The 24,122-nt window shown below is 36.0% G+C and carries 18 protein-coding genes, 16 tRNA genes, 2 rRNA genes and 1 other annotated feature; of the genes, 2 read left to right on the top strand and 34 right to left on the bottom strand.

Going from position 1 to position 24,122, the window contains the following annotated elements:
* Nucleotides 1–58: 58 nt before the first annotated feature.
* The 13 genes from EKQ63_RS04510 to EKQ63_RS04450 form a co-directional block, all read right to left on the bottom strand.
* Entirely contained in the window at nt 59–925 is an 867-nt protein-coding gene (locus EKQ63_RS04510) for a GNAT family N-acetyltransferase (protein ID WP_087997468.1), read from the bottom strand.
* Between the two features lie 156 nt (nt 926–1,081).
* The gene (locus tag EKQ63_RS04505; RefSeq protein WP_143880758.1) at nt 1,082–4,039 is read right to left on the bottom strand and encodes a leucine-rich repeat domain-containing protein; all 2,958 of its coding nucleotides are present in this window, start codon (nt 4,037–4,039) and stop codon (nt 1,082–1,084) included.
* A 128-nt stretch (nt 4,040–4,167) separates the two neighbouring features.
* Nucleotides 4,168–5,343, bottom strand: coding sequence for a sporulation protein YhbH (gene yhbH, locus EKQ63_RS04500; protein WP_000503513.1), 1,176 nt, complete (start codon nt 5,341–5,343; stop codon nt 4,168–4,170).
* Nucleotides 5,344–5,789: 446 nt separating this feature from the next.
* A complete protein-coding gene (locus EKQ63_RS04495; RefSeq protein ID WP_029437380.1) occupies nt 5,790–7,685 on the bottom strand; it encodes a PrkA family serine protein kinase in 1,896 nt (631 codons plus the stop codon).
* Nucleotides 7,686–8,067: 382 nt separating this feature from the next.
* On the bottom strand, nt 8,068–10,137 hold the full coding sequence (locus EKQ63_RS04490) for a sensor domain-containing protein (RefSeq protein WP_143880757.1): 2,070 nt from the start codon (nt 10,135–10,137) through the stop codon (nt 8,068–8,070).
* A 129-nt stretch (nt 10,138–10,266) separates the two neighbouring features.
* A complete protein-coding gene (trmL, locus tag EKQ63_RS04485) occupies nt 10,267–10,755 on the bottom strand; it encodes a tRNA (uridine(34)/cytosine(34)/5-carboxymethylaminomethyluridine(34)-2'-O)-methyltransferase TrmL (RefSeq protein ID WP_087953910.1) in 489 nt (162 codons plus the stop codon).
* Nucleotides 10,756–10,813: 58 nt separating this feature from the next.
* The gene (locus EKQ63_RS04480; RefSeq protein ID WP_087953911.1) at nt 10,814–11,701 is read right to left on the bottom strand and encodes an amidase domain-containing protein; all 888 of its coding nucleotides are present in this window, start codon (nt 11,699–11,701) and stop codon (nt 10,814–10,816) included.
* 44 nt (nt 11,702–11,745) lie between these two features.
* Nucleotides 11,746–12,888, bottom strand: coding sequence for a tRNA epoxyqueuosine(34) reductase QueG (queG, locus tag EKQ63_RS04475; RefSeq protein ID WP_143880756.1), 1,143 nt, complete (start codon nt 12,886–12,888; stop codon nt 11,746–11,748).
* A 198-nt stretch (nt 12,889–13,086) separates the two neighbouring features.
* Nucleotides 13,087–13,160, bottom strand: a tRNA-Gly gene (locus EKQ63_RS04470).
* A 115-nt stretch (nt 13,161–13,275) separates the two neighbouring features.
* Nucleotides 13,276–13,929, bottom strand: coding sequence for a DsbA family protein (locus EKQ63_RS04465; protein ID WP_048552668.1), 654 nt, complete (start codon nt 13,927–13,929; stop codon nt 13,276–13,278).
* A gap of 177 nt (nt 13,930–14,106) precedes the next feature.
* Nucleotides 14,107–14,883: a transglycosylase domain-containing protein gene (locus EKQ63_RS04460; protein WP_016089400.1), complete on the bottom strand. Its 777-nt coding sequence runs from the start codon at nt 14,881–14,883 to the stop codon at nt 14,107–14,109.
* Between the two features lie 515 nt (nt 14,884–15,398).
* The gene (locus tag EKQ63_RS04455) at nt 15,399–15,860 is read right to left on the bottom strand and encodes an NUDIX hydrolase (protein WP_088327221.1); all 462 of its coding nucleotides are present in this window, start codon (nt 15,858–15,860) and stop codon (nt 15,399–15,401) included.
* A gap of 121 nt (nt 15,861–15,981) precedes the next feature.
* The gene (locus EKQ63_RS04450) at nt 15,982–16,701 is read right to left on the bottom strand and encodes a YebC/PmpR family DNA-binding transcriptional regulator (protein ID WP_000532948.1); all 720 of its coding nucleotides are present in this window, start codon (nt 16,699–16,701) and stop codon (nt 15,982–15,984) included.
* 275 nt (nt 16,702–16,976) lie between these two features.
* Here EKQ63_RS04450 and EKQ63_RS04445 point away from each other — a divergent pair, with 275 nt between their 5' ends.
* Nucleotides 16,977–17,291: a DUF3884 family protein gene (locus EKQ63_RS04445; RefSeq protein WP_143880755.1), complete on the top strand. Its 315-nt coding sequence runs from the start codon at nt 16,977–16,979 to the stop codon at nt 17,289–17,291.
* 140 nt (nt 17,292–17,431) lie between these two features.
* Here EKQ63_RS04445 and EKQ63_RS04440 read toward each other — a convergent pair.
* The 17 genes from EKQ63_RS04440 to EKQ63_RS04360 all read right to left on the bottom strand — a co-directional run bounded on the left by EKQ63_RS04440 (nt 17,432) and on the right by EKQ63_RS04360 (nt 20,672).
* Nucleotides 17,432–17,513: transfer RNA gene (locus EKQ63_RS04440), tRNA-Leu, on the bottom strand.
* Between the two features lie 10 nt (nt 17,514–17,523).
* Nucleotides 17,524–17,594, bottom strand: a tRNA-Cys gene (locus EKQ63_RS04435).
* Between the two features lie 14 nt (nt 17,595–17,608).
* Nucleotides 17,609–17,683: transfer RNA gene (locus EKQ63_RS04430), tRNA-Gly, on the bottom strand.
* 5 nt (nt 17,684–17,688) lie between these two features.
* Nucleotides 17,689–17,763: transfer RNA gene (locus tag EKQ63_RS04425), tRNA-Gln, on the bottom strand.
* Between the two features lie 63 nt (nt 17,764–17,826).
* A tRNA-His gene (locus EKQ63_RS04420) sits at nt 17,827–17,902 on the bottom strand.
* A 19-nt stretch (nt 17,903–17,921) separates the two neighbouring features.
* Nucleotides 17,922–17,995, bottom strand: a tRNA-Trp gene (locus EKQ63_RS04415).
* Between the two features lie 7 nt (nt 17,996–18,002).
* Nucleotides 18,003–18,086: transfer RNA gene (locus tag EKQ63_RS04410), tRNA-Tyr, on the bottom strand.
* A 10-nt stretch (nt 18,087–18,096) separates the two neighbouring features.
* Nucleotides 18,097–18,172: transfer RNA gene (locus EKQ63_RS04405), tRNA-Thr, on the bottom strand.
* Nucleotides 18,173–18,190: 18 nt separating this feature from the next.
* A tRNA-Phe gene (locus EKQ63_RS04400) sits at nt 18,191–18,266 on the bottom strand.
* Nucleotides 18,267–18,275: 9 nt separating this feature from the next.
* Nucleotides 18,276–18,351, bottom strand: a tRNA-Asp gene (locus EKQ63_RS04395).
* 3 nt (nt 18,352–18,354) lie between these two features.
* Nucleotides 18,355–18,431: transfer RNA gene (locus EKQ63_RS04390), tRNA-Met, on the bottom strand.
* 24 nt (nt 18,432–18,455) lie between these two features.
* A tRNA-Val gene (locus EKQ63_RS04385) sits at nt 18,456–18,531 on the bottom strand.
* A 4-nt stretch (nt 18,532–18,535) separates the two neighbouring features.
* Nucleotides 18,536–18,610, bottom strand: a tRNA-Glu gene (locus EKQ63_RS04380).
* 17 nt (nt 18,611–18,627) lie between these two features.
* A tRNA-Ser gene (locus EKQ63_RS04375) sits at nt 18,628–18,719 on the bottom strand.
* Nucleotides 18,720–18,721: 2 nt separating this feature from the next.
* Nucleotides 18,722–18,796 (bottom strand) — tRNA-Asn (locus EKQ63_RS04370).
* A gap of 8 nt (nt 18,797–18,804) precedes the next feature.
* Nucleotides 18,805–18,920, bottom strand: a 5S ribosomal RNA gene (rrf, locus tag EKQ63_RS04365).
* Nucleotides 18,921–19,033: 113 nt separating this feature from the next.
* Nucleotides 19,034–19,118, bottom strand: a sequence feature (23S ribosomal RNA rRNA prediction is too short).
* Between the two features lie 2 nt (nt 19,119–19,120).
* Nucleotides 19,121–20,672, bottom strand: a 16S ribosomal RNA gene (locus EKQ63_RS04360).
* 400 nt (nt 20,673–21,072) lie between these two features.
* On the opposite strand from EKQ63_RS04360, the gene EKQ63_RS04355 reads away from it, so the two are divergent.
* Nucleotides 21,073–21,429: a YgzB family protein gene (locus EKQ63_RS04355; RefSeq protein ID WP_000025063.1), complete on the top strand. Its 357-nt coding sequence runs from the start codon at nt 21,073–21,075 to the stop codon at nt 21,427–21,429.
* Nucleotides 21,430–21,630: 201 nt separating this feature from the next.
* Here EKQ63_RS04355 and perR read toward each other — a convergent pair whose 3' ends face one another.
* The 4 genes from perR to EKQ63_RS04335 form a co-directional block, all read right to left on the bottom strand.
* Nucleotides 21,631–22,059: a peroxide-responsive transcriptional repressor PerR gene (perR, locus tag EKQ63_RS04350; protein WP_000237831.1), complete on the bottom strand. Its 429-nt coding sequence runs from the start codon at nt 22,057–22,059 to the stop codon at nt 21,631–21,633.
* A gap of 297 nt (nt 22,060–22,356) precedes the next feature.
* Complete coding sequence (gene bcp, locus EKQ63_RS04345; RefSeq protein ID WP_000633720.1) at nt 22,357–22,812, bottom strand: thioredoxin-dependent thiol peroxidase; 456 nt, start codon at nt 22,810–22,812, stop codon at nt 22,357–22,359.
* Between the two features lie 44 nt (nt 22,813–22,856).
* On the bottom strand, nt 22,857–23,261 hold the full coding sequence (locus EKQ63_RS04340; protein WP_000964350.1) for a potassium channel family protein: 405 nt from the start codon (nt 23,259–23,261) through the stop codon (nt 22,857–22,859).
* A gap of 72 nt (nt 23,262–23,333) precedes the next feature.
* Nucleotides 23,334–24,119: an ABC transporter permease gene (locus tag EKQ63_RS04335; protein ID WP_000639353.1), complete on the bottom strand. Its 786-nt coding sequence runs from the start codon at nt 24,117–24,119 to the stop codon at nt 23,334–23,336.
* Nucleotides 24,120–24,122 lie beyond the last annotated feature (3 nt).

Below are 24,122 nucleotides of genomic sequence, written 5' to 3'. Positions count from 1 at the left end.
TCCTTGATGGATGAGCAAAAAAGTAGATTAATAAAACCCATTCATATGAATGGGTTTTTTACTCTATTATATAGTGTTGTAAACATGCCTTCTCCTCAAAACCCACTTTCTTGTACAACTTCATCGCACGATCATTATTCGTATTCAAACATAGTTCTATCTCTCTCATCCCTTGGAAGGAGAAAATATACTGAATTGCAGCTTGCAATAAACACTCTCCGACACCTTTTCTTCTACTATTTTCAGCAGTTGCAATAAATTCGATATTTGCTTCTTGAAACTCCGGATTTACTTCAACATATACGTAGCCTTCTAACTTATCATTCTTCATACTTACAAATAATTTATTCGTATCACTTAAACGTTCGATAATTTCATTTCCGTCATAATATGTATTAGGAAAAACATTATTGTGTAAAGCGATAAACGGCTCGAATACCTGTGGTAAAGCTTCTTCTACATTACATATAGTATGTTGTTTCACGCCACTATTACTCAACCTGAAAATACTATGTAGCTCTTTTTCTTTTGCATGTAAATCCTTCATTAAGCGGGCACAATTATTATTTTCCACATGATAAAAACCATAAAATTTCTCAATATGAACGGGTACCTTTTCTATAAGTTCCTTCCACATATGTAACGCAACTTCTTCCCAATTCGCTGAAAGAATAAACGGTCCCCATATTTCTGCACATTTCTTTACTTCATCCACATCAAATCCTAATACACCTATTAAGTTATTATTCTCATAAGTAGCAACAAAAGATTGTTCCCACCCTATATCCGAAAAATCATGGATAATTGTCTGTAACAACTCCTCTTTCTCTTCTCCACAATACCCAACATGATGAGTAGCATCTTTATTCATATTCGCAATAAATGATGCTACCTCTTCAATTTTCAAAATCGAACTGACATACATAACCTCTCCTCCTTCTCTAATACATTTACACCTTTTCCATTTATATCCTCCTTAAAAAAACATTATCATAAGCCTATTTCAAAATGAAACTGCCATGATAATGTCTTCTCAAAAACTTATATAATTATTTTGCAATATAATAAGATAAAACGTTATTTACTTCTTAAATAATCTCTTTCTAAATGCAAACATACTCAATGCTGAAAGAACTAATGTTACACCTGAAAGTAACATTGATGTATTCGCTTGTCCACCTGTTGCTGCTAAAGATTTTTTACTTTCTTCTTTCGGCTTGCTAACTTGTTTATCTGATACATTTTCTTCCGTTGTTTGATTCACTACTTCCTGTGCTTGTACCGCTTCACTCTTTTGAACATTCGCCGTTCCTAATCCATTTAAACCCTCTTTTTGTTTCTCAACATTTGTTTCTAGCTCACTTACATTTTCCCTCACTGTTACAGATTTACTTGTCTCTTCTTTCGGCTTCTCTACTTCTGCCTCTGGTTTACTTTCTTCTTTCGGCTTCTCTACTTCCGCCTCTGGTTTACTTTCTTCTTCCAGCTTCTCTACTTCTGCCTCTGGTTTACTTTCTTCTTTTTCTGGCAACTCAATTTTTTCTACAATATTTTGAATCACTTCTCCGCTGAACCATATGCCAAGTTCATAATAATCCCATGCATCAAAATGAAACTCATATCTTTTTTCTCCAGAAGTACTCCATACAATCGTACCATCTTCATCATTAAATATTCCGCCTTCGCTCTTCAGTGCAATATCCTCGAGAGGATTGTCTTCCACATCAGAAACAGCAATTTTTATCGCTTGATTTACTTGAGCATCTTCTAGCACAATTCTTTGTCTTCTAATATCAATTGTAATAAACTGTGATAATTGAATAATTGGTTTTATATCACGAATTTCATTTCCTGCTAGCTTTAATTTATATAACTCTTTGATGGAACTAAAAATCGTTATATCCTTAATTACGTTGTCTGATAAATCTAAAAACCTTAATTCTTTAGCTTTAGTTAACGGAGTTACATCTACTATTTTATTCCCTTTAATCTCCAGTTCGAATAACTTAGGGATATTAGTAATTTCATCTAAATTACTAATATCATTATTATTCACTATTAATAAATCTAAGTTCTTCAGTTGCTGAATTCCTTGCAGAGATTCATTATTAATTTTATTAGCTGAAACATTTAACTTTTTCAGTGAATTTAATGTAAATAATGGTTTTATATTTTGGATATTATTATTGCTTATATTTAATTCCTCAATCTTTCCTAACTTAGCTAATGGCTCTAAATTTTCTATTTTATTATTTGCTAAATTAACGGACTTCAAGCTTTTTAATTCCGAGATAAAATCTATATTTTTCAACTCAAACTTTTCTAATGTCAAATCTTCTAAATTTGTCATATACTCTAATCCAGATAAATCTGTTATTCCATTATTCTGCCCATCAGTTACCTTTAATGTTTTAACCTTCAATAAATCTTCTTTCGTAATAGGTGTATTCAAATCCGTTCTACCTAAACTATCTTTATTAATATGCTCTCTTAGTTTTTTATCCGGAATAACACTTAAATCTGCTTGTGTTGGAACTATTGTTTGAATAATAGTTCCATTAAAACGTAATTTATGCTCTGAAGAACCTGTTTCTAAATTGAACTCGTATACCTTCTCTCCAGGGCTATTCCATTTTACAAAACCATTATCATATGTTCCTCCTTCACTTACCCATTTAATATTTTGAAGAGGTTCCCCATTCAAGTTGTATACAGGAATCTTAATATTCTCATTTACTACTCCTTTATCTAAGAAGATTTTTTGTCTATGGACTTTAACTACAAAACGCTTTGCAAACTCTTGAATAGGTCTTATATCAGAAATTTCATTTGTATTTAAATTGAGTTCGTATAAATTAGTTAGTTCACTAAGTGGTGATACATCAGAAATATAATTTTCCTCTAAATCAAGTGATTGTAAGTTTTTCATTTTAGCTAGTGGTGTAATATCTTTAATTTCTGCGTCTCTCACATTAAGCTGAGTAAGACTCTCCATTTTACTAATAGATTCGAGAGTATTAATATTATTATTTCCAATCCATAATTCCTTTACTTTATTTAACTGTTCAATTCCTGTTACATCACTAATATTATTATTAGCTAAATACAACTTACCTAGAGATGGCATTGTAAATAGCGGCTTAATATTTTCAATTTTATTACCGACTAAATCTAATACTCTAACTTTTTTCAAATTACTTAATGGCTTCAAATCGATAATTTTATTATCTCTTAAAGAAAGAGTTTGAATTTTATTCAGCCCAGTAATTGGCGATAAATCACTTACTTCAGATTCATGCAATATGAAGCTAGTCAAATTTACCATATGCTCTAAACCGGCTAAATCACCAATCTCTTTCCCTCTATATACCTTTATTTCTTTAATTTGTAATGCATCAACTTTCGTTATTGGTGCATTTATATCCTTTCGACCTAAAACATTTTTATTAATGTATTGTTGTAACTTTTCATCCACTACTATATTTTTTGCTTCTTCTTTTTGCTCTTCTTTATTTTCCTTTTGTTCTTCTGGAACATTATTTTCTAAATTTAATGTGTTTACTTCAAACTGTACTTGATACTTATTGTCATAAGCCATTGTCGGAATATAAATATGCATTTGCATATTATACCTTTTTCCTAATTCCCCTACTTCAAACTGAATCACTTTCGTTCCATTTTTCTTTTTATCTTCTGATATTACTTTCACATCATGAAACACACCGGGAGTATGAATATCTTCTGTTTTTAAATATTGGAAGAAATCACTATCACTTAACGTTGCCGTTACAACTTTCTTTCCATTCTCAATTGTTAATTTCGGATTTTTTATATACACAGCTGCCATAGATTCTTCATTCGTTTTATCTTTATACGCCTTAATAACAGCGTCATATGTACCATCTTCTAAAACTTGTCCCGTTTTATTCGCCTCAATTGCCACCGCTGCTAAAGCAGGTGTTGAATAAACAGTAAACGGAAGTGATAACGTCGCCGCTATAATCATTGCATTTATACGTTTTCTTTTATTTTGTTTCAACCTTACATCTCCTCCAAAATATACAAATCTAAATGTAACTATATCTCGAGTAAATGATAATGATTTTCATTATCATTGTCAACTAAAAAAATAAAAAGTTTACAAAAAAAGAACCTCTTTAAAAGAGGTTATGCCATTTTCTCACCTGATTCTTCTCTAAAAAAGCTTTTCATCGCATGAAATACGTCTGCTTTTTGCTTTAAAATATAATATCTGAAATTCTCATCTTTAATATTTTTATAGGCTGACATAAGTGTACTATGGCGGTTGTACTGATTCACCTCCCCATATCCAAACATGTTACATTTCTTCATTAATTCTTCCACAAGCTTTACACATCTAGCATTATCTGATGTTAAATTATCACCGTCTGAAAAATGGAATGGATAAATATTATAGCGGTCTGGTGAATATTTATTATCAATTAGCTCAAGTGCTTTTTTATATACAGAAGAACAAATTGTTCCGCCACTTTCTCCTTTTGAGAAAAACTCTTCCTCTGGAACTACTTTCGCTTCCGTATGATGGGCAATAAATTCAATATCTACTGTTTCATACTTTGTGCGTAGAAATCTCGTCATCCAGAAAAAGAAGCTACGCGCCATATATTTCTCCCATATTCCCATCGATCCACTCGTATCCATCATCGCTAATACAACAGCTTTTGAATCTGGCTTTAATACTTCATTCCAGGTGCGGAACTTTAAGTCTTCTTGGTGAATCGGATGGAAAGATGCTTTACCACGCATCGCATTTCTTTTATATGCGGATATCATTGTTCTTTTCTTATCGATGTTGCCCCATAATCCTGTTTTTCTAATATCATTAAATTCAACATGTTCAATCCGGTTTTCATCCATTTCTTTTCTCTTTAAATTAGGTAATTCTAATTCTTTGAAAAATGCTTGCTCTAATTCTAAAATAGAGACTTCAGCTTCATAATAATCTTCTCCAGCCGCATCCCCTGCTCCCTGCCCTTTTCCTGGTCCTTTTTGCTTTTGACCACCTGATCCATCTCTCGCAACGACATCACCAACTTTGCTGTCACCATTTCCTTGCCCAACGTGTTTGTTTTTATCATAATTGTACCTAATCTTATATTCATCTAAAGAACGAATCGGTATTTTTACAACATCCTTACCATTAGACATAACAATGCTTTCTTCTGTTACAAGATCGGGTAAATTATTCTTAATTGCCTCTTGTACTTTCTCTTGATGGCGTTGTTGGTCGTCATATCCTTTGCGATGGAGGGACCAGTTTTCCTGTGAGATCGTATAATTTGGTTGGTTTTCTTCACCCATTTCTTTCCCTCCTTACTGTAATTGTCTTCCTATATGAACAGCAAGCTAGAAATTTTGTTTTATACTGTGCAAGCTAGAATGAAAGGTAACTGCCCATCAAAAATCATCCCATAAACATATATAACGTTTTTCATATAATACTCCGAGCATCCTAAACAAAATTTTGCCACTCACATACTAGAAAGAAACATTCAGCCGTTGATAAGAAAGAAACACAATGCATAGTTGCACACATTTACACTTTGCAACATATTGTATTGTGTTGGCTTTTTTCGTATGAATGGTTGGTTACTCTATCATATGCATATTGTAAAAATAATTGACAATAAATTCATGAAATTGCATCTTAATTTATTACATTTGGACAAGGTATGACACTTTACACATATGAACGGATAATAAAACGCTGTCCCGCAAAATACAAGAGACAGCGTTTTGTTATCAAACTATCGGTTTAGCAGGCTACCTACATAGCGTAATAATTCATTTGCTGAAGAAGAATTATAGCCATGCTCATCAATTAAGCGTGCAACAACATCATTGATTTTCTTAAGCTGATTTTCATCCGGTGTTTTCGTTGATGTTGTAATTTTCACTATATCTTTTAAATCAGCAAATAGCTTCTTCTGAATCGCTTCACGAAGACGTTCGTGCGAATTATAATCGAAGCGTTTTCCTTTACGTGCATAAGCAGAGATGCGAATTAATATTTCTTCTCGGAATGCTTTTTTAGCATTTTCTGAGATTCCAATTTGCTCCTCAATCGAGCGCATTAATTTTTCATCTGGGCTCATTTCTTCCCCTGTTAACGGATCACGTAATTTTGACTTATTGCAGTAGGCCTCAACGTTATCTAAGTAATTATCCATAAGTGTCTTCGCTGATTCTTCATATGAATACACGAATGCTTTTTGTACTTCTTTCTTCGCAATCTCATCATATTCTTTTCTCGCTAATGAGATGAAATTCATATAACGCTCTCGGTCTTCATTACTGATCGATGGATGCTGATCTAATCCATCTTTTAAAGAGCGAAGTACATCTAATGCATTAATAGATGGTACCTCTTTTCGAATAATTGTAGAAGAAATTCGATTAATAACGTAACGAGGGTCAATACCTTTCATACCTTCATCTTGATATTCGCGTTGCAGCTCCTCTACGTCAATCGCATTATAACCTTCTACTGTTTCTCCATCATACAAACGCATCTTTTTAATTAAATCAATATCTGGACGCTTCGGATCTTTTAAACGAGTTAAAATCGTAAACATTGCTGCAACTCGAAGTGTGTGTGGTGCAATGTGAACATTGGACACATCACTTTCACGAATCATTTTTTCATAAATATGTTCTTCTTCACTAACCCTTAAATTATATGGAACCGGCATTACGATAATACGTGAATGTAATGCTTCATTTTTCTTATTTGCTATGAAAGAGCGATACTCCGTTTCATTCGTATGCGCTACAATTAATTCATCTGCTGAAATAAGCGCAAATCTTCCCGCTTTGAAATTCCCTTCTTGCGTAAGCGATAATAAATGCCATAAGAACTTCTCGTCGCATTTTAACATCTCTTGGAACTCCATCATTCCACGGTTTGCCTTATTTAATTCTCCATCGAAGCGATACGCTCGTGGATCTGATTCTGAACCATATTCTGCGATTGTGGAAAAGTCCAGGCTGCCTGTTAAATCGGCAATATCTTGTGATTTAGGATCAGACGGGCTAAATGTACCAATCCCTGTACGGCGATCTTCCGAGAAGAAAATACGCTCTACAACTACATCCTCAATTCTTGAACCATATTCTTGTTCTAGACGCATAACGTTGAGTGGTGATAAATTCCCTTCAATTCTAACTCCATACTCATCAAAGAAATCCTCACGTAAATGGTGCGGAATTAAATGAAGTGGATCCTCGTGCATTGGGCATCCTTTAATGGCAAAAATTGCTCCTCGATCTGTTCTTGAATATGTTTCTAATCCTCGTTTCAACATCGTAACTAATGTTGATTTCCCTCCGCTAACAGGACCCATTAATAATAAAATACGTTTTCTAACATCTAATCGTTTCGCAGACGGATGAAAATACTCCTCTACAAGACGTTCTAAAGCATCCTCTAACCCAAATAGCTGATTACTAAAGAAGTTATACTTTCTTCTACCATCTACTTCTTCAATTCCAGCATCTTTTATCATATTGTAAATGCGAGAGTGTGCTGTTTGAGCCACCCATGGTCTTTCCTTCACAAGCTCCAAATACTCCGCAAACGTACCTTCCCATTGTAAGCGTTCTTCTGCTTCTCGATGCTGTTCAATTTTTTTTAGAATATCCATTATAGCTCCTCCCCCATCTCCTTGTTCAATCGGATTATTATAAAAGGTATGCTAGGATGTCCTCAAACATTCTTTAAATCAAAATGAAATATACAGTAGTGCTATAAAATTCTCTCCAAAATTCAAAGAAAATTCTGTATAATATAGGTATTAAAGTTTTTACACCGCTATTCATTTTAAATAAATTCTTTTCTTCCAAGAACCTTACATACACTTCAGATTCGTAAACTGAAAAAATAGGAGGAATATTAGTATGAAATTATTATTAATTTTAGGTGTATCACTCACATTCCTTACAGCTATTTTTACATCTGGTTACAATGATAAACCTGGTACACAAAAAAAGTGATGTGCTTCTTAGCACATCACTTTTTTTTATCGATTATTTATAATACACATTTTCTACATCATATTTTGATAAAGGTCGGCTATAATAATAGCCTTGTACAAACTTCACATTCTTTTCCTTCAAAAATTGTATTTGTTCCGCTTTTTCTACTCCTTCTGCAATTACATTCAATCCCAAAGTATGGGCTAAATGAATAATCGCAGCCGTAATATTCGTATCACGTTCATCTACGTATATACCTTCCATAAAAGAACGATCAATTTTCAAAGTATCAATTGGATACGTTTTTAAATAACTTAAAGATGAATATCCTGTACCAAAATCATCTAAATGAATCTTTAAATTTTGTTCTTTTAATTGTAGCAATACTCTTTTCGATATATCTTTATGTATAAGTGCTCCTTCTGTAACCTCTATCGCTAATAAATGGGCTGGTACATTGTACTTATGTAAAGCTCGTGTAATCATCTCTATTAATGTAATAGAGCGAAAATGCCTGGCTGAAATATTAACTGCAATCGGGACAACTTCATATCCTTTATTTAACCATTCGCGTATTTGCCGACACACTTCATTTACTACCCATTCATCAAGCTTAATAATAAATCCTGTTCTTTCTGCTAGCGGAATAAAGTGATTGGGAGGGACAAATCCTAATTCTTTATTCTCCCACCTTATTAAAGCCTCCATACTAGCTATTTTGTTCGTTTCAATATTAATTTGCGGCTGATAATGTAAGTAGAATTCATTTTTTTCTATAGCACGATGTAATTGGTTTTCTATTATAAATCTTTGTTCACGCTCACAATCTAATCCACTGCAATAAAAATGATAATGCCCTTTTCCTTTTTCTTTTGCTTTTTGCAAAGCGGCATCAACTCTTTGGAATAATATTTTTTCATCTTCTCCATCTGTTGGAGCCATTACAATTCCGATTGACGCACTTAAATACACGTCCTCTTCTTCGATTACAAAATGTTCACTAATCTTTTTTTGTATGCTTTTTGCAACTCCCTCTACACGTTCTTTCGTTATATTTTCTATTAACATAACAAATTGATCATCGTGTTCTCTAAATAAGTGCATACCGTATATTTGGAGACTGCTTAAACATTCTGTAACTTTTTGTAATACTTTATCTCCTTCTTTATGACCAAAAGTATCATTAATAAGGTGAAATTCATCTAAATCTATAAAGATAAACGCAAAATCTATCTTCTCATTTAAAAAATCATTTAACTTATTTGCACATGAAATTCTATTCATTAATCCTGTTAACTGGTCATAATAAGCTAAATATTCCGTTCTCATCTCGTTTAATACATGCCTTGTAACATCCCTCGTAACAATATAAACCCCAACAATTTCACCGTTCACAATAATCGGAATAGTTCTCAGGGAAATATAGAGCTCGTACCCTTCTTTATGAACATATTTCTTTGAAACAATTTGCTTTGCTTTTCCTTGCATGGATCCTTTAAATATAATTTGAAAATCTTTTTCATATTCTTTATTAATAAATTCAAAGATAAATTTATTATTTAATTCTTCATATCGATATCCAAATATTTCATACGTTGCTGGATTCGCGTATGTAATTCTACCTATAGAATCTATAGATATAATGGAGTCATTATTATATTCTAGTAATGACTTAAATAACATTTGTTTTTCCTCTATTTCAATCTTCTCCTCAATTTGAGCTGTAATATCCCTCGTAATACAAATAATAAACTGACATACTCCTTCTTCATCAAATACAGGATTAAGTGAAGATTCATAATGTAAATTACCAGTTGGTAAACTAACTACATCACAAAAGGTATGTGCTTTTGCTTCGCTCGCTACTTTTGCATATTGCACTTGCAATATTTCCGCCGTATCTTTCGGCAATACTTCAGAAAACGTTTTTCCATAACATTCTTCGCTTAGCTTTGCATAATCCATACCTATCTTATTTACATAAATATATGTAAAGCTTTCATCATCCATAACTTTCACAATAAATACTAAATCTTGAATAGCATGTAATAATCCTCTTCTTATTAAATCCATATCTATCATACTTAAAAAGGTATTTTGATTACGATATTGTTCCTTCATATTTATCTCAACCTGTCTGATCTATTTTTATTCATATATCACCATTCTATATGACTATGTACCCTTTTTTAAATGTATAATTCCATATTTATTTTTATTTTTAGAAAAAAAGCCGCCATATGGCGACTTTTAATAAACAATTTCTAAATCTAATCCTGGATAATTTTGTTGACGGAACGCTTCATAAATTAAAATAGCTGCTGTATTTGATAAATTTAATGAACGCACTTTATCAGTCATTGGAATACGTAAACAATGATCGAAATTTTCTTCGATTACATTAGCTGGTAAGCCGTTCGTTTCTCTTCCAAATACAAAGTAGTAATCCTTCTCACGTTTACTATAATCAAACGATGTATGAGCTTTCTCGCCATACTTTGTTAAATAGAAGAACTCACCGTCTTTATTTTTCTCATAAAACTCTTCAATTGAATCATAATACGTAATTTTCACGTGCTGCCAATAATCTAATCCTGCACGCTTTAACATTTTATCATCCGTTGAAAATCCAAGCGGTCTAATCAAATGTAATTCTGTTCCAGTTGCTGCACAAGTACGAGCAATATTTCCTGTATTTGCTGGAATTTCTGGTTGATATAAAACAACATGTACTCCCACGCGATATTCACCTCTGTTTTTTGTCTACTACGTATTATACCACTTGAGCGAAAAATCTCTACCCATTAATAATATGAAAGAATTTATATTTCATTTGTGGTGTATATTTACTAGAATCTTCATAGTTCCAATAACGCCGACGGCTATTCGCTGAATGTGCATTTACAAGCGGCATACCATCTGCGTCTTTTGCTACTACAATCGTCGTATGATTCCACCTACCATCATCCTCGAAATCATAAGCGATGACATCACCAAGAATAAGGTTCTCTGGCCTTTCTACAGCTTCAGCTCGAAGTCCTGATGTAGCACCTGACAAATACCAATAAAAAGAGTGTGCAACAGCCCAGCTCCAACTCCACTGATTCTCCCTTTGCCACCATCCTTTGCGAATATTAGGATATCCATTCATTGGTACTTCTCCAGTATGAAGACATTGAGAAATAAAATTCGTACAATTATCAGGGAAATTACGATATGCAGGGTTTCGATCATCCCACCAACGCTCTGCATATTTAACTGCCTCTAAACGGTTGTACTGATAAGAACCGTACTTCTCTTTTGTAACTTCCCTTTCTAATGGCTCACTCATTCTAACTACTTCTGGCACTTCAATAGCATAATCACCTATTATCCGGCTATTATTTAAACAAACTCTTCGTTTTAATTGTTCCTCTTCAATATAAAATAATTCTTTATGCTTAATTAAATATTTAAAATGTATTTGATAATCAATTTCTTGATGATTGCTATTATTTAATTGCCTCATAAAAGAAACGTCCGCAGTTGCTTTCACTATCTCTGCATTACGCTTTTGGAATAATTGTTTCTTTCTCTTTGCTATTTGTAATAAATCTTCAGCAATACCATCTACATTTGTTCGTTTCTCTGTTATATATGCTAAAAAGTGTTGGACTTGCTTTTCAATATTTATTTTTACAACCATTTCGTCTCCCTCCCATATTACAATATGAAAAAGGGAGATATTATCTACTCTTTTTTCTGCGCTAACAATTCAAGTCCGCGATTCATTTCATGAAGAACCTCTTCGTCTTTCTCACGTTGCATCGCTTTTTCAATAGCTTCGCCCACGCCGTCTCCACCAATTTTCCCAAGCGCCCACGCTGCTGTTCCGCGAAGTACTGGTCTTGGATCATCTTTCATAACACCAATTAAATCAGGAATTGCTGATGCCTCTTTAAAATGCGCAAGTGCCAAAATTGCATTTCGTTGCAACGGTTTTTTACCTCTCCATGAACCAGACATAATTCCATATTTCTCTTTAAAATCACGATTGCTAATTGTTAAAAGTGGTGTTAATAACGGCTTAACTAACTCAGGATCTGGTTCCATCTCAGGATGATTATGAAAATCCATTCCTTTATTTTTCGGACAAACAGTTTGACATGTATCACATCCATAAATACGATTTCCTATTTTGTCGCGATACTCTTCCGGTAGGAATCCTTTCGTCTGTGTTAAAAATGCTATACACTTCTTCGAATCTAATTGTCCTCCTTGTATTAAAGCACCTGTAGGACAAATATCAATACACTTTGTACAGCTCCCGCATTGATCTTCTATCGGCTGATCTGGTGGGAAGGGAACGTTTGTAATCATTTCTCCTAAATATACATACGAACCAAATTCAGGTGTAATAATAGAGCAGTTCTTACCGCTCCATCCAATACCAGCACGCTCTGAAACAGCTCGATCACTTAATTCACCCGTATCAACCATTGACTTAACTTCTATATCGGGAAGTTTTCCGATTAAATATGCTTCTAATTTTTGCAAACGATCTCGTAAAACTAGATGATAATCTTGTCCCCAAGAGGCCCGACAAAAAATCCCACGGCGTTCTCCGCGCTTACTTAATGGTGCATTTTTTAATTTTGAAGGATACGCTAATGCAATCGCAATAATTGATTTTGCACCAGGTAATAAAAGCTGTGGGTTCGTTCTCTTTTCTATATCAGGCTCTTCAAATCCAGATTGATAATTTAATTGTTGCTGCTGGATTAAGCGCTGCTTTAATTCCTCAAATGGTGACGCACTAGCAAAGCCTATTTTATCTATACCAATTGTTTTACTATACGCAATTACATCTTGCTTTAATTGTTCAAAATCCATTCCTAATCGCCTCCTCAGATGAATCCATCCCTTATGTAACGATCGATTGGTTAGCAATTCACTTTTGGAATATTATTCTTTACTTCTATTTTCGCATAAAATGATGTTTTCCAAACATTAAAAAACGCAATGCCTCGTTTATCTCGGAAACGAAACACTGCGTTGATCACAATTTATAGAAAAACATTTAATAAAATTTGGAGCGGGTGAAGAGAATCGAACTCTCGACCAGAGCTTGGAAGGCTCTTGTTTTACCACTAAACTACACCCGCAAATATGAAATACATATAAGATATTAGAATAACTTATGTAAAGTAGTATAGCATGTAAAAAAAGCGGAAGCAAGAATTTTATCGAAAAAAGTCGAAAAAGTGATGAGAGTCCTCATCACTTTTTCAATTCTTTATCAATTGCCTTCTTCATACTATCGAAATCAGGGTTTGCAAGATTTCCGTTTACATATACTGAAGGAGCACCTTGAACTTTTAATTTTTGAGCACGATCTGAATCTTTACGTACTTTTTCTTTTATTTCTTTACTGTGTAAATCCTTCTTAAATTGTGCTACATCAACTTTTGGAAGCTTCTCCTTCACAATGTTAAGAAGTAATTCTTCTGTAATCCATTCTTCCGTGTCTTTCTTTTGACTTTGATAAATCTCATCATAGAAAGTCCAGAATGAATCTTTATCTTGTTTATAAATTGCTTCACCAGCTGCTGCACCTAAATCAGAGTCTTTTCCGATAAATGGGAAATTAATAAAGTATAACTGCACTTTACCTTTGTCGATATACTCTTCTTTTAATCGTGGCAATACTGTTACATCCCAAGTACGACAAGCAGGACATTTGAAGTCTCCAAATTCAACTACCTTAACCGGAGCATCATCTTTCCCTAAAGATTGTTGTGTGGAATAAGCAAACATCTCATTCCCTTTATCTTTTTTGTCATTTATGATGCTATACGCAATCGTTCCGATCACAATCAATACTGCAATGGAAAAAACTATACCGAGAGCCATGAGTTTGTTCGATGATTTCATATACATTCCTCTTTAATTTCATATTCTGTATACAGCATTGTACACAATACACATAATATCAACACTTATATACGTCACGCAATGAACACGCTCACATAAATTACAAAAACACAATAATTGTGACGATATTGTGTCACAATTTATTCAAAAAAAGAAGCTCCTATGTAGGAACTTCCTTTAGCTTACTGCTTTTTCACGCGCATTATTTAACATCGACTGCTCTGTTTTTATATCATGACGAATGACTAATTTCTCACTAACTGCTTGCACATACTCATCATGATTGATATAGCCTTCTTTCTCCATCAATCTCAAAACGACATTTCGTCTCTCTACGGCCTTATCATAATTTTGTGCAGGTGAGTAATAAGCAGGTGCCTTTACTACAGCAGCCATCATTGCACTTTCAGCCAACGTTAATTGGCTTACCTTTTTACCGAAGTATAGGTTTGCTGCTTTTTCAATTCCCCATGCTCCTTCTCCGTAATAAATATTACTTACATATAATTTTAAAATTTCATCCTTTGTAAATGTACGTTCAATTTTTTTCGTATAAAAAATTTCTTTCCACTTACGAGAAAATGTACGTTCATTCGTTAAAAAAGCATTTTTTGATAACTGTTGTGTAATTGTGCTACCACCTTGCACAACACCACCAGCTTTTATATTCTCAACAGACGCCCTAATAATCGCTATATAATCTAAACCGTTATGATGATAAAACCTTTTATCTTCTGTCGCAATAAATGCATGTGTTAATGATTCTGGCACCTCTAACTTAGCCGGTACATGTAATTTACTAATATCACTTTGCTCGATCATTACATTTCCAATGAATAATAACGTAAAACTTAACAATAATAATAAAATAATGGCTTTATAAAAAAACTTAGTCATTGGATTTAATGCAACTTTTTGATGATAGTTCACCCTAGATAATACTCGTTCTTTCATCTTAAACACCTCTTTTCCACACAGCATATAACTCTTACTTTAAGAATACCTTGTTATAAAAAAATATCCCATCGATTTCTCTTACACGTACCTTACATCATTGTAAGGTATAAAGTGAAACTTTAATCAGTAGGGTTTTTGTTCATCCCCCACTGAATATCAGCCCTCACTAATCGAGCTGCCAGGCAAATAGCGGGGTAAAAAAGTATTGTATCATAGTCTTTTTTTATCTACTATTCATCTGAAATATTGAATATAGATTATGCTAAACCAATAATAGAGTATACCTTAAGCCTATACTTCCCTATTAAAACATCCTATTTTCATTATATCATCTACAAATATATATACTTGTAAGTATCTAGTAATCTAAATGTATACAATATATCATACATTATATAGAACGAACGTTCCCAAAATCAATACTAGCACTATTATTATTTTGACCTTTTTCTTAAACAGTATACAAAAAAGAGTAGTGATTTGATTGTATCTCAAACCAGCTACTCTTTTCTTTACAATCTACCTATTAAATTATATGGCTGCACTTCCCACGTTTCGTACGGAATACAATGTGTTGCGCTCATCGCATCAATCGTTCTGGATTTCATATGAGGACGCGTTATATACTCATCTATGTTCTCTTCATTTAAAGCAACAAATTTAGCCTCTTGTATTTCTTCATGTTGAATTTTTATTTCACCGCTTACATATGCTACTTTAAAAACGACAGCTAAAATGTTCATGGAAGCATTATAATAAACTCCTGTAATACCGATAGGCTTCACCGTTAATCCTGTTTCCTCTTTTATTTCCCTACAAACAGCTTGATCGAGTGCTTCCCCTTCTTCTACCTGTCCTCCTGGTAACTCCCACGTATCAGCTCGCCAGTGTACCTTTGCTAATAACACTTCATCTTTTTCATTTGTTAAATAGCCTGCTACAGCAACGATATGTTTTGGTGTTTTATGTTCCATGTTAAGCCTCCTAGCAATAATGAATATTTCATAAATCCCTATAAGCATATTCCCTGTTTACAATAAAATACCTTTATTAAAAAAGCCCCTATTCGTTAAACGAACAGGGGCTTTTATCGTATTATTCTCCTAAGTCTACGTTGTGATAAACTTGTTGTACATCTTCTAAATCTTCTAATGCATCAACCATTTTTTCAAATTGTGCTTGTGCATCTTCAGGAAGTGTTACATCGTTTTGTGCAAGCATTGTTAATTCGGCAACTGTAAATTCTTCAACACCCGCATCTTTAAGAGCAGATTGTACTGCGTGGAATTGATCTGGTTCAGCATACACGATAACAGCATCTTCTTCTTCAAGAATGTCACGTGCATCCACATCTGCTTCCATTAAAATCTCAAGAACTTCATCTGATGTTTTCCCTTCAAGACCGATAACAGCTGTTGCATCAAACATGTAAGCTACAGAACCGTTTACACCCATGTTACCACTGTTTTTGCTAAATGCAGCTCGTACATCTGCAGCAGTACGGTTTACGTTGTTTGTAAGTGTATCTACAATTACCATAGCTCCATTTGGTCCGAATCCTTCATAACGAAGCTCGTCATAATTTTCTTCTGAACCACCTTTTGCTTTTTCAACTGCACGATCAATAATTGTTCTTGGTACGTTATATGTTTTCGCACGTTCTAATACAACTCTAAGCGCTTGGTTTGATTCTGGATCTGGCTCGCCTTGTTTTGCCGCCACATAAATTTCACGTCCAAATTTCGCGTATATGCGGCTTGTATTTGCATCTTTTGATGCTTTTTTATCTTTAATATTATTCCATTTACGACCCATACTTTCCACTCTCTTTCCCGTTTTAAATCTACATAAAAATATTAATATGAAATATAATGTGTGTTCAACACATTTTTAAAAGAAATATAAAAAGTTCATTTTTGATTCATATTACAGACATAATATAAATCACTATCATTTTGTTCTTTCAACAAGTTATATTATACATGAATTCCTACATTTATCACGAATTTTAGAATCACATAACATAATTTAGCAAAAAACCTTAACATTTCTGTTAGTTTTTTTACATCGCCGATACCAATTTCCATAATATTCCCTTCATTACTTTCTATTGCTTTATAATTAAAATAGGAGAAAAGCTAAATCCAACTATCTATCAAGTGAGATTCATGAAATTAGATGAACCAATTCAATTTGAGTCGTTTCCTGAATTAAAAGAATTAGGGGACTGGTTGAGTACTTCAACGCACATGTGGGCGTGCCACTCAACTATGTACAAGTACAACAGAGAAGAGTTTGAAAAGAAGTTTTTAGAAATTACAAACTTAACCGTTGATAATGTACTAATATCTACTGGTGGTGTCGGATTTAACTTCATGTCATCAGGTTGGAGAAATTTTCTATAAAGGGATAAAAACGAATGTTAGTTTTTATCCTGTTAGTGTTTCACAGTTTACTCCAACTGTATAGTATGTGCTTTGATCGAGCGAAATCACAAAAAAACTCTACACAATTAGTGTAGAGTTTTTTATTACGCCGTTCGTGATACCGATGGTCGGGGTCGAACCGACACTCCCGAAGGAACACGATTTTGAGTCGTGCGCGTCTGCCAATTCCGCCACATCGGCACAAAAGAAAAGGCGGCAACCGGATTTGAACCGGTGATAAAGGTTTTGCAGACCTCTGCCTTACCACTTGGCTATGCCGCCATATAAAATTTTACTGGAGCGGAAGACGGGATTCGAACCCGCGACCCCAACCTTGGCAAGGTTGTATTCTACCACTGAACTACTTCCGCAAAAATGGCTGGGCTAGCTGGATTCGAACCAGCGCATGACGGAGTCAAAGTCCGTTGCCTTACCGCTTGGCTATAGCCCATCGAATTCTTACTTAATTATATGTAAGTATCCATTAGATTATTTATAATTTTTAAAATAAAAATGGGGCGACTGATGGGAATCGAACCCACGAATGCCGGAGCCACAATCCGGTGCGTTAACCACTTCGCCACAACCGCCATGTTGTGTAAATATATTTGGCAGGGGCAGTAGGAATCGAACCCACACTGGAGGTTTTGGAGACCTCAGTTCTACCTTTAAACTATGCCCCTATGTAAATGGTGGAGGGGGGCAGATTCGAACTGCCGAACCCGAAGGAGCGGATTTACAGTCCGCCGCGTTTAGCCACTTCGCTACCCCTCCGAAACTTACATGGTGCCGGCTAGAGGACTTGAACCCCCAACCTACTGATTACAAGTCAGTTGCTCTACCAATTGAGCTAAGCCGGCGTATATGATTAATATAAATGGTGGCTCGGGACGGAATCGAACCGCCGACACGAGGATTTTCAGTCCTCTGCTCTACCGACTGAGCTACCGAGCCTTATTAAAATGGCGGTCCCGACCGGGGTCGAACCGGCGATCTCCTGCGTGACAGGCAGGCATGTTAACCACTACACCACGGGACCATTTGGTTGCGGGGACAGGATTTGAACCTGCGACCTTCGGGTTATGAGCCCGACGAGCTACCGTGCTGCTCCACCCCGCGATAATACTATTCATATAATTTATATGGTGGAGGATGACGGGATCGAACCGCCGACCCCCTGCTTGTAAGGCAGGTGCTCTCCCAGCTGAGCTAATCCTCCAAAGTGGTGACCCGTACGGGATTCGAACCCGTGTTACCGCCGTGAAAGGGCGGTGTCTTAACCACTTGACCAACGGGCCAAATATGATAAATCCTATGGCGGAGAGCAAGGGATTCGAACCCTTGATACGCTTGTGACGTATACACGATTTCCAATCGTGCTCCTTCGGCCAACTCGGACAGCTCTCCAATGGCTCCGCAGGTAGGAATCGAACCTACGACCGATCGGTTAACAGCCGATAGCTCTACCGCTGAGCTACTGCGGAATAATATTGCCTGGCAACGTCCTACTCTCACAGGGACAAGGTCCCAACTACCATCGGCGCTAGAGAGCTTAACTTCCGTGTTCGGTATGGGAACGGGTGTGACCTCTCTGCCATCATTACCAGACATTATTCTTTTGAGACAATCATTATTATAACTTATTCACTTTAAAAGTCAACAAGTTTTTTATGTTCTCTCAAAACTAGATAACATTTGCTACATATTATATGGTTAAGTCCTCGATCTATTAGTATTCGTCAGCTCCACATGTCACCATGCTTCCACCTCGAACCTATCAACCTGATCATCTTTCAGGGATCTTATAGAAAGGAGGTGATCCAGCCGCACCTTCCGATACGGCTACCTTGTTACGACTTCACCCCAATCATCTGTCCCACCTTAGGCGGCTGGCTCCAAAAAGGTTACCCCACCGACTTCGGGTGTTACAAACTCTCGTGGTGTGACGGGCGGTGTGTACAAGGCCCGGGAACGTATTCACCGCGGCATGCTGATCCGCGATTACTAGCGATTCCAGCTTCATGTAGGCGAGTTGCAGCCTACAATCCGAACTGAGAACGGTTTTATGAGATTAGCTCCACCTCGCGGTCTTGCAGCTCTTTGTACCGTCCATTGTAGCACGTGTGTAGCCCAGGTCATAAGGGGCATGATGATTTGACGTCATCCCCACCTTCCTCCGGTTTGTCACCGGCAGTCACCTTAGAGTGCCCAACTTAATGATGGCAACTAAGATCAAGGGTTGCGCTCGTTGCGGGACTTAACCCAACATCTCACGACACGAGCTGACGACAACCATGCACCACCTGTCACTCTGCTCCCGAAGGAGAAGCCCTATCTCTAGGGTTGTCAGAGGATGTCAAGACCTGGTAAGGTTCTTCGCGTTGCTTCGAATTAAACCACATGCTCCACCGCTTGTGCGGGCCCCCGTCAATTCCTTTGAGTTTCAGCCTTGCGGCCGTACTCCCCAGGCGGAGTGCTTAATGCGTTAACTTCAGCACTAAAGGGCGGAAACCCTCTAACACTTAGCACTCATCGTTTACGGCGTGGACTACCAGGGTATCTAATCCTGTTTGCTCCCCACGCTTTCGCGCCTCAGTGTCAGTTACAGACCAGAAAGTCGCCTTCGCCACTGGTGTTCCTCCATATCTCTACGCATTTCACCGCTACACATGGAATTCCACTTTCCTCTTCTGCACTCAAGTCTCCCAGTTTCCAATGACCCTCCACGGTTGAGCCGTGGGCTTTCACATCAGACTTAAGAAACCACCTGCGCGCGCTTTACGCCCAATAATTCCGGATAACGCTTGCCACCTACGTATTACCGCGGCTGCTGGCACGTAGTTAGCCGTGGCTTTCTGGTTAGGTACCGTCAAGGTGCCAGCTTATTCAACTAGCACTTGTTCTTCCCTAACAACAGAGTTTTACGACCCGAAAGCCTTCATCACTCACGCGGCGTTGCTCCGTCAGACTTTCGTCCATTGCGGAAGATTCCCTACTGCTGCCTCCCGTAGGAGTCTGGGCCGTGTCTCAGTCCCAGTGTGGCCGATCACCCTCTCAGGTCGGCTACGCATCGTTGCCTTGGTGAGCCGTTACCTCACCAACTAGCTAATGCGACGCGGGTCCATCCATAAGTGACAGCCGAAGCCGCCTTTCAATTTCGAACCATGCGGTTCAAAATGTTATCCGGTATTAGCCCCGGTTTCCCGGAGTTATCCCAGTCTTATGGGCAGGTTACCCACGTGTTACTCACCCGTCCGCCGCTAACTTCATAAGAGCAAGCTCTTAATCCATTCGCTCGACTTGCATGTATTAGGCACGCCGCCAGCGTTCATCCTGAGCCAGGATCAAACTCTCCAATAAAGTTAGTTTGTCTAGCATCTAAAATAAAAATTGACGTTTCACGTTGTTTGTTTCGTTCAGTTTTCAAAGAACTACTTAGTCGCTCATTTGCGACTTCCTTATGTTAACATCTTCGTTTTTCGATGTCAACTAAGTTTTTTAATTTATTTTTTGTCGTTTTCTGCGTTTCCGCATCAGCGACGGTTATTAATATATCATGCAGTACATACATGGTCAATACTTTTCACAAAAAAATTTCACATCCCGTTAAAACTTTAAAAACACGTTTCAAAAATCCATATAGTTTCTCTTCATTCTTTACCCTAATCCACATTTCATATCTTATCACTTTATCACGCTTCTTAACGAATGAAAATTCTAAATTTTATGTTATTATTGTTATTATAGGAGAGTGGTGAGAATGAGCATTAAGTATTCAAACAAAATTAATAAAATCCGGACCTTTGCATTAAGTTTAGTATTTATCGGCCTCTTCATTGCATACTTAGGAGTCTTTTTCCGTGAAAACATTATTATTATGACAACATTTATGATGGTTGGCTTCTTAGCCGTAATCGCTAGTACTGTCGTTTACTTTTGGATTGGTATGTTATCTACTAAAACTGTACAAATTATTTGTCCAAGCTGCGATAAACCTACAAAAATGCTCGGTCGTGTCGACGCATGTATGCATTGCAACCAACCTTTAACAATGGATCGAAATCTAGAAGGAAAAGAATTTGATGAAAAATATAATAAGAAGAGCTATAAGTCATAAGTATATACGGAGACAATACATCCTTACAAAACTAAACATGAAAAGGTGATTTCTTAACCAAGAAATCACCTTTTGTATTTATCTTTAATTAAATTAGGTTGTGTACTGAACATTTTAAACCCTTCTGAACCTAATGTAATTACCCTATATAATAAAGAAAGAGGCTGACGTAAAGCCGTCAGCCTCTTTCTTTATTATATATTACGCCTTATGACACTCTGGACAAACGCCATAAATTTCTAAGCGATGACTATTAATAACGAAGCCTGTCGTTTTCGCAGCTTCCTCTTCAAGCTGTTCCAAGCCTCCATAAGGAAAATCAACAATCTTACCACATTTTTCGCAAATCACATGATAATGTTGACTTGTAACATAATCAAATCTACTTGAAGCGTCTCCATAAGTTAATTCCTTTACAAGTCCAACCTCTTTAAATACACGTAGGTTATTATAAACAGTTGCAACACTCATATTTGGAAACTTACCTTCTAATGCTTTATAAATGTCATCCGCTGTTGGGTGCGTCATAGATTCCACAAGGTACTCTAAAATAGCATGACGCTGTGGAGTAATGCGTACACCCGTATTTTTCAGCATTTCTAGCGCTTCTTTTAATTCTTCTTTGACCACCGTCATGCACCCCGATTCTATACGGATTATTATTTTATAATTCTTATAAAGAGTGTACTCCTTTTCTTATAAATCGTCAATATTTCTACTATAAGTATGTGTTTTATTTTTGTATATAGCCTTATTCTTATGTATCTTTACCCATTTTTTATACATTTACATAGAAAAAAGTGCGACATAATCGCACTTGGAATACTATCATCTGAGGAGGTATGCCCTACACTTCACTTTATGTAAGACAATAAAATATGTATAGACACTCGCCTTACTTCTATATATTTTATCTCCACAATGGATTTACTTTATATAAGAAAGAACATCTTCAATATGTCCCTTCACTTTCACTTTACGCCACTCTTTTACAAGCTCACCGTCTTTATTAATAAGGAATGTAGAACGCTCAATTCCCATGTACTCTTTCCCAAAGTTCTTTTTCAACTTCCAAACATCATACAATTCCGCTACCTTATGATCTTCATCCACTAAAAGTACAAATGGAAGTTCATGCTTCTCAATGAACTTCAGATGTCTGTTCGCTGAATCAGGGCTTACGCCAAGAATAACTGTATCCTTCTCTTGAAATAATCCATATGCATCTCGAAAATCACATGCTTCAGTTGTACACCCTGGAGTCATATCTTTCGGATAAAAATATAGAACTACATTTTTACCACGAAAATCAGCTAAGCGAACTTGTTCCCCGTTACTTCCCTCTAATGTAAATTCTGGAGCCATTTCTCCTACTGTGATCATTGTTATCACTCCTACTCTTTTTTTTTACTATAACAAATGCTTCCTTATTTTTCATTGTCTATTACGGACCTCATTACAAAAGCAAACGGTAATGTATATCCAATTAGCGCTTCTCCAATCGCAATCCATCGCCCAATTCCAATCGGAGATATGTCACCATATCCAACAGACAATAAAGTAACTGCGCTAAAATATAAACAAATTTCAACCAGTTGAAAAGAGTGAGCATTTAAACTTTCTCCATCCTCTTTCAAAACTGCAAAACCCATTTCCTCTAATACAACGTAACTTAATCCAAATGCAATCAATACTGTTGTATAAATCAAAAATAATGTAGCTAAATTATACAGCGAAAAAAAACGCGTTGAATCCGAATAGGAACTCCATAATAATTGGACACTCCTCAAAATAGCAATTGCTGCAATTAATAGAATAAATCCCCATAACATGTCCTCCACCTCATTTTATATGTATGAGACAGCCATTAGATTTATCCCTTAGAAACAAACAAGCTTTTATAATTAATTCCCTGCACCACGGTACCTTTTTACCCCTTGATTCCAAAGAGTAATTGCAATCGTAAAACAGATAACACCAACGAACGGTGTTGCAAACGCATAGCTATTCCACTCTGTTTTTCTTAAAAAGTATGCTGCTGGATACACTCCGACAAACGCAAATGGTAATACAAACGTTAAAATGAAACGAATCACACGGTTATAAATATTAACTGGATAGCGACCATAGTTACCTATGTTATACATTAGCGGCATAATTGAACTTTTCGCATCCGACCAAAAACCAAGACTCGCAAGCGTAACAAATATACCTCCGTATACAAGGGCGCCCCCTCCTACCATCAACAAGAACAAGAAGATATCGTACCAGTAAAAAGATAATTGCAACTCCACAGCTGCATACCCCATTACAATCATTCCTGTAATGGCCCCAATTAAAGACTCAAGTTCCATTCTTTCTAATATAATTTGAAACAAGCTATGAATTGGTCTCGTTAATATACGATCCATTTCTCCTTTAATGATGTAACGATCATTAAAGTCCCATATATTAAAGAAAGCTGAGAAAATGGCAAACGGCACTAAAAAGAAACCATAAATAAAGATGACTTCTTCTCTACTCCAGCCTTTTAATGCTTGTGTATGTCCAAACACAACAAGAATAAAAATTAAATTAACAGCCTGTAGTGATAAGTCAGAAAGTAATCCAACGATAAAATCGCCCCGATACTCCAATTTTGTTTTTATATATTGGCTTGCATATTGCAAAAATAGTTTTATATATATCATCTC

The sequence above is a fragment of the Bacillus sp. BD59S genome (assembly GCF_007363175.1).
In the GTDB taxonomy this organism is placed as follows: Bacteria; Bacillota; Bacilli; order Bacillales; family Bacillaceae_G; genus Bacillus_A; species Bacillus_A pacificus.
Note: the sequence above shows the minus strand (reverse complement) of the source record. Positions and strands in the feature narration are given on the sequence as shown.